Below are 7,971 nucleotides of genomic sequence, written 5' to 3' on the forward strand. Positions count from 1 at the left end.
GGCAGACCGGCGGTGCCGAGCACCAGGGCGATGCCCAGGGACAGCAGGTCCACCTTGTTGTAGAACGCAGACACGAGAGGCAGCCTCCGCCGGGTGGCAGACTCAGCCCATGATCCGCTACGGCATTCAGGACTACCAGCCGCAATGGCTCAACGGCCGTAGCAACATCGCAGCCGCACACGCCCGACGCCTCGCCGGACTGGTCGGCCTCACCCTGCACCATGTCTGGTTGGTTTGGGACCTCGATGATGACGAGTGGTTCACCGACGCGCCCGTCCTGCTCGACTTCGGTGCCGAGCAGGTCGAGATCGATCATCAGAAGTTTGACGACCTCTCCATCACCTGGAACACCATCAACCCGTCCCGGGCAATCGAGGATCCCCACTTCCACCTCGCCTGGCGCCCAGACCCGACGCCGGAGCTTGTTAACCTGCCTGGCCACACGCTGCGCCACGCTGAACTGCTCGAATGGATCGGAGGCGACCAGGACATGGCAGACGGCAGTCTTGCGGTCGGCTTCGACCTCGATCCAGCATGGCTAACCGTCTTCAACGCCATGGACGAGAACGGGCTCGAATGCCAGAAACCAGGACAGCGCTACCGGCGTAACCGCATCGACCCATGACCTACCCCACCGCGCGGTAGAGCCGCACCTACGTCGAACGCCGACGAGCGCCTGCGCAACGTTGTGACACAGGCCACCGTGGCATGAATCAGGTGACGGCCAGGCGAAAAACCTGCCGGGAACCGCCTTCCGGACCCGGATCGGCAGCCTCGGCAGGGGCGAAACCAAGGCGCTCGTAGAAGACACGTGCACCGCCGACGGAGGCACCTGGGTGATCGGCCCCAAAGGTGACCACCTCAACGGTGCCAGGGCCCGACACAAACCTCCGCACCACCTCCGCCATCAGCGCACGACCGACGCCCTTCCCCCGTGACTGCTCAGATACGACAAGCCAGTGGACGTGGTAGGTCGGGGCCTTCGCCGCGAACAACAGCCCACCCAGGAGATCCGGACCCGAGGAAACAGCGACGATCGCCGTGGACCGACGAACGTGCTTGCGCACAGCGTCATGGAAGCCGAGATCCTCGACCATCGGGCCGAACCAGCACTCGACCTGAGCCGCCAGGCCAAGGAAGCCATCGAAGTCTTGCTCTCCCGCAAGTCTGACGATCATCCGAGCAGTCTGACAGGAACCTGGCCGTAGGAATCGTGCCGCTCATGTCTGCCCTCGTGCGGCACGGCTTGGCGGAAGACCGATTCGCCCACGCCGACGATAATCCTGCGTGGGCTGCGACGCCCTTCGGCCGCAGCTGCCTGCGGGACCTCCAGACAGCACGTCGGAGAGTTGAAGCGGACTTAGAGCGGGTGCCCCAGCACTGCGCGCCCGCCTTATGGATCAATGGCGGGCGCGCGAGTGCTTAACGATCAGCAGCAGTTCGATGCGGCTCCACTGGTGGCCGGCTGCTTTTCGGCGTCGGTCGGTTCGCCGCAGCGACACTCACCCTCGGCCGTCTTGGTGAGGGTGTCGGCGTCGGCCTTGACGGTGTAAACCTCCCATGGCTCGTTGCCGGGGCCGCGCACCCACACCTTGTCCTGGAGGGCGTAGCAGCACTCGGTGTTGTTCTCCTCCAGGGTGATCAGGCCGGAGTCGGTGAGGCGCTTGGTGGCGGCGTTGACCTCATCGGTGCTGGCGACCTCGACGCCGAGGTGGTCCAAGACGGTGGGCTGGTCGGCCCCGCCCTCAAGGAGCACGAGCTTGAGTGGCGGGTTCTCGATGGCGAAGTTGGCGTAGCCGGGGCGGCGCTTGGCCGGCTCGACGCCGAACAGCTTGGCGTAGAAGGCCACGGAGCCTTCAAGGTCGGATACGCGCAGGGCGAGCTGGACACGGGACACGACCATCTCCTTGTCTAGATGCTTATCGAAGCAAGACCTACGTTGCACCCTGTTTCGAAATCTGTCAAGCTAGAAGAATGTCGAAACAAGAGCTGCCGGTCGTGGACCTCACGGCGGTCGCCTGCTGCTCCCCGCTCGCGGTCCGCCCCATGGACGCCGAGCAGGCCGTAGTGGTTGCACCCCTATTCAAGGCCCTCGGGGATCCGATCCGGCTACGGCTGATGTCGATGATCGCCTCTGTGCCAGAGATGTGCGTCTGCGACCTGACCCCGGCGTTCGACCTGTCCGGGCCAACCATCTCCCACCACCTCAAGGTGCTGCGCGAGGCGGGCCTGGTCGACTCGGAGCGGCGCGGCACCTGGGTCTGGTATCGGGTGAAGCCGGAAGCGTTCCGGCAGCTCGGCGCGCTCCTGGACATTTCCGCCGCCCCGGCCGTCAGCAGTACCGCGTGAGCCTTGGCCTGCCCCGGCGGGCCTCGGCGGAGTTCGCCGGCACCGCCCTCCTCGTCGCCGCCGTGGTCGGCTCCGGGATCGCCGCCGCCCGACTCTCCCCCACCGACGTCGGTCTCCAGCTCCTGGAAAACGCGATCGCCACCGCGCTGGCCCTGGGCGCGCTGATCCTGACCTTCGGCCCGGTGTCCGGCGCACACTTCAACCCGGTCGTCTCCGCCGTCGACTGGTGGCTGGGCAGCCGCACCGGCACCGGCCTGACCGGGCGGGACCTCGCCGCCTACACCGCCGCACAGACCGGCGGAGCTATCACCGGCGCGGTCCTGGCTCACCTGATGTTCGACCTGCCTGCCGTGACCTGGTCCCGCACCGAACGGACCGGGGGAAACCTGTGGCTGGCCGAGGTGATCGCCACCGCAGGACTGGTCGTCCTGGTCTTCGCCCTCGCCCGCTCCGGCCGCACCACCGCCGCCCCGGCCGCCGTGGGCGCCTACATCGGCGCGGCGTACTGGTTCACGTCGTCAACGTCGTTCGCGAACCCCGCCGTCACCATCGGCCGAGCTTTCACCGACACCTTCGCCGGTATCGCCCCAACCTCGGTACCCGGCTTCATCGCCGCCCAACTCGTCGGCGGCCTGGTCGCCATCGCCGCCATCGCCGCCTGGTACCCCCACGCCGCCGACACCGTCGACGCCGTCGTCCCACACCTCACCCAGGAGACCGAAGCTCGATGAGCAGCAAGCCCACCGTCCTGTTCGTCTGCGTCCACAACGCCGGCCGCTCCAGATGGCCGCCGGCTGGCTGCGCCATCTCGCCGGCGACACCGTTGAGGTTCGCTCCGCCGGCAGCGAGCCCGCCGACCACATCAACCCGGTCGCCGTGGCAGCCATGCGGGAAGTCGGCATCGACATCACCGACCAGACCCCCGCCAAGCTCACCTGGGACGCAGCCGAAGCCAGCGACGTCATCATCACCATGGGCTGCGGCGACGCCTGCCCCGTCTTCCCCGGCAAGCGCTACGAAGACTGGAAGCTCACCGACCCCGCCGGCCAACCCCTCGACGTCGTCCGCCAGGTCCGCGATGACATCAAGGTCCGAGTCGCCGCTCTGCTCGCCAACCTCCACGGCGATCGGTGACCTCCAGGCTGGTCAGCCAATCACGAGATACAGGTAAGGCAGGCACCGCCAGTCTGGCCGCACGTTGCCGCCTGGGCAGATGTCGTCACCACTGGTCGTCCTTGGTCGCTCACAATCGACCTTCGACGGCCTGGAGGCGGTCTGGCCTGCTCAGCGTGGCGTCGCCGACGTTCCACGTTGTCTGTGCCCTGGGCCCTGCTGGCCGCACGCCGCGGTCTCGCTCTCGACAACCCCACCACGACTCGGGCCCTCCTCGACCGCAGCGCCCCGCTGCTGGACAGTGACTGGATCTCCGCGCAGTCACGGCAGGAACTAACCCCTATCGTCTACACGCCGCGAGTCAGCTTGCACGCTCGACGCCGAAGGCCCTGGACCACAGCTTGCAAGCATTCTCGCTTCGATCCTCTTGTGCTGGCACGGAGCGCACGCCGGAATACTCTGACCGTGCCTACACCCAACAACCTGACCTGCACGACGCGGCGGCCTCGACGGTGTGGGTCCTTCACGGCTCGAACGCCCGCTTCGCTTCCGGAGTGTTTCGGTCTCGAGCTGACGGACTCGCATGGGCAGAACGGCATCGACTGTCGGGCACCCTGAGCGCGTACCCCGTGAGCGTCGGCTGCTACGACCAGGCTGTGGCGGCCGGTAGCTTCCGACGGCAGTGCGGCGCATCGGCTGGTCGCTGAGCCCTCACAGTTACCTGCGCTCGTTGCCGACGTGTCACGATTCTTCGTGCCCGCCTCTGCCCTCGGCGCGCGCAAGGACCAGCCTGCCCCTCCGCACAGCGTGCGATCATGAGGCCGTGACTCGACCCCTCCCTCGCGGCTGGACCTTGCGGCGGATACGTCGTGTGTCTGGAAGTAAATCTGCCGTCGTACTACCAGCGGACCGACCAGCGGCAGTTTGGCAGCAAGGATCGGGCTACACCCCGGTCTCACCGGACCTGGTACTTGGCTTCGACGGCCTGTGCCTCGCTCATGTGGCCGACGACGGCTGGTACATGGGCAGCATCAACGTCGACGGCTCTCTGTCCCTTTGGGGAAGAGAGGGCGACGACTTCTACGAGGCCCTGCGCGGCCTCTAGCCAGCGCGCGCGCTCGGAGTCCGCCGCCGCCTCCGCGCCTGGGTAGAGCGGCTGCCAGCGCACTGCCCACAGGAGGCCGTCCAGGTCGAAGCCCTGACGTGCCACGACAGGTGGTCAGCCGAGATCCCACGGCGCGATGTTCGTTCTTCGGTAGCGCGGGGACCACCCATGACCCTATTCTGCTAGGCAACTAGTGGAATGGGGTGGCGAGGTGATCGAGTTTCACCTGGACTCGCGGTCCGGGGTTGCGCCGTACATGCAGCTCATCCAACAGGTGCGCCACGCGCTCCGGCTCGGGGTCCTGAACGAAGGCGACAAGCTGCCCACCGTCAAGGAGGTGGTGGCCCGGGTCGCGATCAACCCGAACACGGTGTCCAAGGCGTACCGCGAGTTGGAGTACGAGGGTCTGGTCGCGGCCCGGCCCGGCCTGGGCACGTTCGTCACCCGCACGCTGGGCTCCGACTCGCTGGGCAAGCACGAACCGCTGCGGCAGGACCTGACGCGCTGGCTGAACGAGGCTCGGGATGCGGGCCTGGACGACGAGAGCATCGAAGCGCTCTTCCTCAGCAGCTTCCGGACCTTTTCGGAGGCCCGAGGATGACTAGCGCGCTGATCGCGGAAGGTCTGAGCAAGCGGTACGGGCGGCGCTTCGCATTGAAGGACTGCACTCTGGACATTCCGGCCGGCCACGTCGTGGGTCTGGTCGGGCCCAACGGCGCAGGCAAGTCCACGCTGCTACAGCTGGCCTGCGGGTTGCTCGGTCCGACCTCGGGGCGGATCGAGGTGCTCGGCGCGCGGCCGGCCAGCGGGTCGGCGCAGGTCGGGTTCGTCGCGCAGGACACCCCGGTGTACGCCAACCTGTCCGTCGCGGACCACCTGCGGATGGGCGCCCACCTCAACCCGTCCTGGGACACCGGGCTGGCCGAGCGGCGGATCGCCCAGGTCGGCCTGGACCCGGCGCAGAAGGCGGGCAAGCTCTCCGGCGGCCAGCGCGCCCAGCTTGCCCTGACCGTCGCCGCGGCGAAGCGGCCCAATCTGCTGCTGCTGGACGAGCCGGTGGCGGCACTCGACCCGCTCGCCCGGCGCAACTTCCTGCAGGGGCTGATGGAGCTGGCCGCCGAGCAGGGCATGAGCATCGTGATGTCCTCGCACCTGGTCGCCGACCTGGAACGGGTCTGCGACCACCTGATCGTGCTGGTCGCCTCCCGGGTGCGGGTGGCCGGCGACGTGGACGACCTGCTCGCCACCCACCACCGCCTGGTCGGGCGGCGGCGCGACACCGCCAACCTGGGCACCGGGCAGGCCTTGATCGAGCAGAGCCACACCGCGGTGCAGTCGACCCTGGTGGTGCGCAGCACCGCGCCGATCGTCGACGCGTCGTGGCAGGTCGACCGGCTGGACCTGGAGGACATCGTGCTGGCGTACATGAGCGGGGCCACCGGCGGCGGGTCGGATCGGGTTCTGGAGGGACAGCGATGATCTGGATGACCTGGCGGCAGTTCCGGACCCCGGCCCTGGCCACCGGCGCCCTGTTGCTGGTGCTCGTGGCCGGTCTAGCGCTGACCTGGGCGGAGGTGACGGAGCTGGCCACGCAGACCGGATACACCGGGTGCCAGGGCGACGCCTGCCTTGCCGCCGGCGAGGCCTTCCTCCAGGCGCTGCAATCGGGATGGGCGAGTGAATTCCACATCGCCGCCATCGCGGCCCTGTACCTGTTGCCCGCCCTGATGGGCATCTTCTGGGGCGCGCCGCTGGTGGCCCGGGAGTTGGAGTCCGGGACGTACCGCATGGTCTTCAGCCAGTCCGTCAGCCGGGACCGCTGGATGCTGGTCAAACTTGCGCTGGGCGGCGGTGCCGCCGCGCTCGGTGCCGGCCTGCTCAGCCTGGTGCTGACCGAGTGGGCGCAGCCGATCGACGGGGCCTCGGCGGACCGGATGAACCCGCTGGTGTTCGCGGCCCGAGGGATTGTGCCGGTTGGCTACGCGACGCTGGCCTTCGTGGTGGGTGTCGCCACCGGGCTGCTGCTGCGGCGGACCCTCGGCGCGATGGCGGTGACCCTGCTGGTGGTGGTCAGTCTCCAGATTGCCGCGCCGATCGTGGTGCGCCCCTGGCTGGCCCAGCCGGTCACCACGGTCAGTCCGCTGAGCATGGACGATGATTTCGGGATCTCAATGAGCGTCGACACCGGACAGATGACGCTCCATGTCCAGCCCGAGCGCAGGGGTGACTGGGTCGTGTCGAGCACCACGATCACCTCCACCGGAGCGGAGTTCACCGGTCCGGCCGACATGACCCAGTGCGGTCCGAAGGCGGCCGGTGGTCGCGACGCGTGCCATAGGTGGCTGGAGCAGCAGAACCTCAGCGTGAAGGTGAGCTACGTGCCCGGCTCGAAGTTCTGGGACCTGCAATGGCGGGAGTTCAGCGTCCTGATCGCGTTGACCGTCTTGCTGTCCCTGTTGTCGCTCTGGTGGGTGCGCCGCAGACTGGTGTGACGGCACGGCCGGTGGGGGTGGACGGCGCGACTGCCCCCACCGGCCAGCGCTGGGAAACGCCTTCACCCAGTTGCGAGACGTCCCTTAGGGTTCTGCAATGCAGATCATTGAAGGGGCGGGCCGGTGGACTGCACCTGTCGGGGCCGCCAACGACTGGGTCGAACACCTGAGGGTGCCGGACCTGTCGGTGGGAACGTACTGCATCCCGGCGGGCGGTCTCGACGATCAGAGCCCGCACACCGAGGACGAGATCTACGTGGTCACCGCCGGGCGGGCCCGAATCGTGACCCCGGACGGCGCAGCCGAGGTGGGCCCGGGTTCGGTGATCTTCGTGCCGGCCGGCGAGGAGCACCGGTTCGACGAGGTCACCGAGGACCTGGCGCTACTGGTGGTGTTCGGCCCGGCGTACGGCTCGCGCGCTCCAGACCGGCGAGCCGGGTAGGCGGTCGCGACCTCGCTACAGATCGACGCCCGCGCCGGTGGCGACGAACAGTTCGACCGCGTCACGCTGTCGGTCGAGAAACCCGGCAAGATCTTCCGCCACCACGGCGAATCGCTGGTCGTCGCTGCAGTACACACCGGCAACGACTTCCCCGGCGGGGAGCCGGTATACCGGCGAGCCGCTGACCGCCTCCACCGCGAACAGGGTGCCGCCACCGTCGCTGGCGAACACGACCACGTCAGCGGCACAACGGCCCCGGACCGCTGTGACTTCTCGGCGCGCGACCAGGCCGGGGTCGTGGATGAAGACGCCGTTGCCGACGTCCGGCAGGCTCACCTCACGCACCTGCCGGTACCAGGCGAGCAGATCGCCGGGCGGGCACATGGTCGCCAGCGAGGCGAGTTCCTCCTCCCCCGCGGGGCCTCCGATCGTGTGTCGGCCCGGCGGGTAACCACACCGCGCCTCGAATC

The 7,971-nt window shown here is 68.3% G+C and carries 11 protein-coding genes and 2 pseudogenes; 9 read left to right on the plus strand and 4 right to left on the minus strand.

The window, feature by feature from the left end; genetic code table 11:
- Positions 1-109 precede the first annotated feature (109 nt).
- Positions 110-625, plus strand: coding sequence for a hypothetical protein (locus ACWCO3_RS27770; RefSeq protein WP_450012833.1), 516 nt, complete (start codon positions 110-112; stop codon positions 623-625).
- Between the two features lie 88 nt (positions 626-713).
- On the opposite strand, the gene ACWCO3_RS27775 is transcribed toward ACWCO3_RS27770, so the two are convergent.
- Positions 714-1,178, minus strand: a complete 465-nt coding sequence (locus tag ACWCO3_RS27775) for a GNAT family N-acetyltransferase (protein ID WP_450012835.1) — start codon at positions 1,176-1,178, stop codon at positions 714-716.
- 251 nt (positions 1,179-1,429) lie between these two features.
- Positions 1,430-1,897: an ArsI/CadI family heavy metal resistance metalloenzyme gene (locus tag ACWCO3_RS27780; protein WP_450012837.1), complete on the minus strand. Its 468-nt coding sequence runs from the start codon at positions 1,895-1,897 to the stop codon at positions 1,430-1,432.
- 77 nt (positions 1,898-1,974) lie between these two features.
- Between ACWCO3_RS27780 and ACWCO3_RS27785 the strand changes: the two genes are divergently transcribed.
- The 4 genes and pseudogenes from ACWCO3_RS27785 (at position 1,975) to ACWCO3_RS27800 (ending at position 4,169) form a co-directional block, all read left to right on the plus strand.
- Positions 1,975-2,349 carry an ArsR/SmtB family transcription factor gene (locus ACWCO3_RS27785; RefSeq protein WP_450012839.1) on the plus strand — a complete coding sequence of 125 codons (375 nt, stop codon included), beginning with the start codon at positions 1,975-1,977 and terminating at the stop codon, positions 2,347-2,349.
- Complete coding sequence (locus tag ACWCO3_RS27790; RefSeq protein WP_358053437.1) at positions 2,346-3,080, plus strand: MIP/aquaporin family protein; 735 nt, start codon at positions 2,346-2,348, stop codon at positions 3,078-3,080. Before ACWCO3_RS27785 ends, ACWCO3_RS27790 begins: the two co-directional genes overlap by 4 nt.
- Positions 3,077-3,483: pseudogene (locus tag ACWCO3_RS27795) on the plus strand (arsenate reductase ArsC). The gene ACWCO3_RS27790 and the pseudogene ACWCO3_RS27795 overlap by 4 nt, the downstream one beginning before the upstream one ends.
- Positions 3,484-3,974: 491 nt before the next feature.
- Complete coding sequence (locus ACWCO3_RS27800; RefSeq protein WP_450012844.1) at positions 3,975-4,169, plus strand: DUF7710 domain-containing protein; 195 nt, start codon at positions 3,975-3,977, stop codon at positions 4,167-4,169.
- Between the two features lie 248 nt (positions 4,170-4,417).
- Here the strand turns inward: ACWCO3_RS27800 and ACWCO3_RS27805 are convergent.
- Positions 4,418-4,660 (minus strand): annotated as a pseudogene (locus tag ACWCO3_RS27805) (YxiG-like protein); the annotation flags it as partial.
- Between the two features lie 118 nt (positions 4,661-4,778).
- On the opposite strand from ACWCO3_RS27805, the gene ACWCO3_RS27810 reads away from it, so the two are divergent.
- From ACWCO3_RS27810 to ACWCO3_RS27825, 4 genes are all read left to right on the plus strand, one after another.
- Entirely contained in the window at positions 4,779-5,168 is a 390-nt protein-coding gene (locus ACWCO3_RS27810) for a GntR family transcriptional regulator (RefSeq protein ID WP_145783308.1), read from the plus strand.
- A complete protein-coding gene (locus ACWCO3_RS27815; protein ID WP_145783311.1) occupies positions 5,165-6,046 on the plus strand; it encodes an ABC transporter ATP-binding protein in 882 nt (293 codons plus the stop codon). The genes ACWCO3_RS27810 and ACWCO3_RS27815 overlap by 4 nt, the downstream gene beginning before the upstream one ends.
- Positions 6,043-7,059: an ABC transporter permease subunit gene (locus tag ACWCO3_RS27820; protein WP_358074347.1), complete on the plus strand. Its 1,017-nt coding sequence runs from the start codon at positions 6,043-6,045 to the stop codon at positions 7,057-7,059. The genes ACWCO3_RS27815 and ACWCO3_RS27820 overlap by 4 nt, the downstream gene beginning before the upstream one ends.
- A 97-nt stretch (positions 7,060-7,156) precedes the next feature.
- On the plus strand, positions 7,157-7,501 hold the full coding sequence (locus ACWCO3_RS27825) for a cupin domain-containing protein (RefSeq protein ID WP_358074344.1): 345 nt from the start codon (positions 7,157-7,159) through the stop codon (positions 7,499-7,501).
- 15 nt (positions 7,502-7,516) lie between these two features.
- On the opposite strand, the gene ACWCO3_RS27830 is transcribed toward ACWCO3_RS27825, so the two are convergent.
- The coding region (locus tag ACWCO3_RS27830) for a hypothetical protein (RefSeq protein WP_450012842.1) at positions 7,517-7,971 on the minus strand (455 nt) is incomplete at its 5' end.

This window comes from Micromonospora sp. NPDC002411 (assembly GCF_053592955.1).

Excerpts from the sequence above, each read along its gene's own strand:
- ACWCO3_RS27770 (WP_450012833.1), top strand. The coding sequence starts at position 110 with ATGATCCGCTACGGCATTCAGGACTACCAGCCGCAATGGCTCAACGGC.
- ACWCO3_RS27775 (WP_450012835.1), bottom strand. The coding sequence starts at position 1,178 with ATGATCGTCAGACTTGCGGGAGAGCAAGACTTCGATGGCTTCCTTGGC.
- ACWCO3_RS27785 (WP_450012839.1), top strand. The coding sequence starts at position 1,975 with ATGTCGAAACAAGAGCTGCCGGTCGTGGACCTCACGGCGGTCGCCTGC.
- ACWCO3_RS27815 (WP_145783311.1), top strand. The coding sequence starts at position 5,165 with ATGACTAGCGCGCTGATCGCGGAAGGTCTGAGCAAGCGGTACGGGCGG.
- ACWCO3_RS27820 (WP_358074347.1), top strand. The coding sequence starts at position 6,043 with ATGATCTGGATGACCTGGCGGCAGTTCCGGACCCCGGCCCTGGCCACC.
- ACWCO3_RS27825 (WP_358074344.1), top strand. The coding sequence starts at position 7,157 with ATGCAGATCATTGAAGGGGCGGGCCGGTGGACTGCACCTGTCGGGGCC.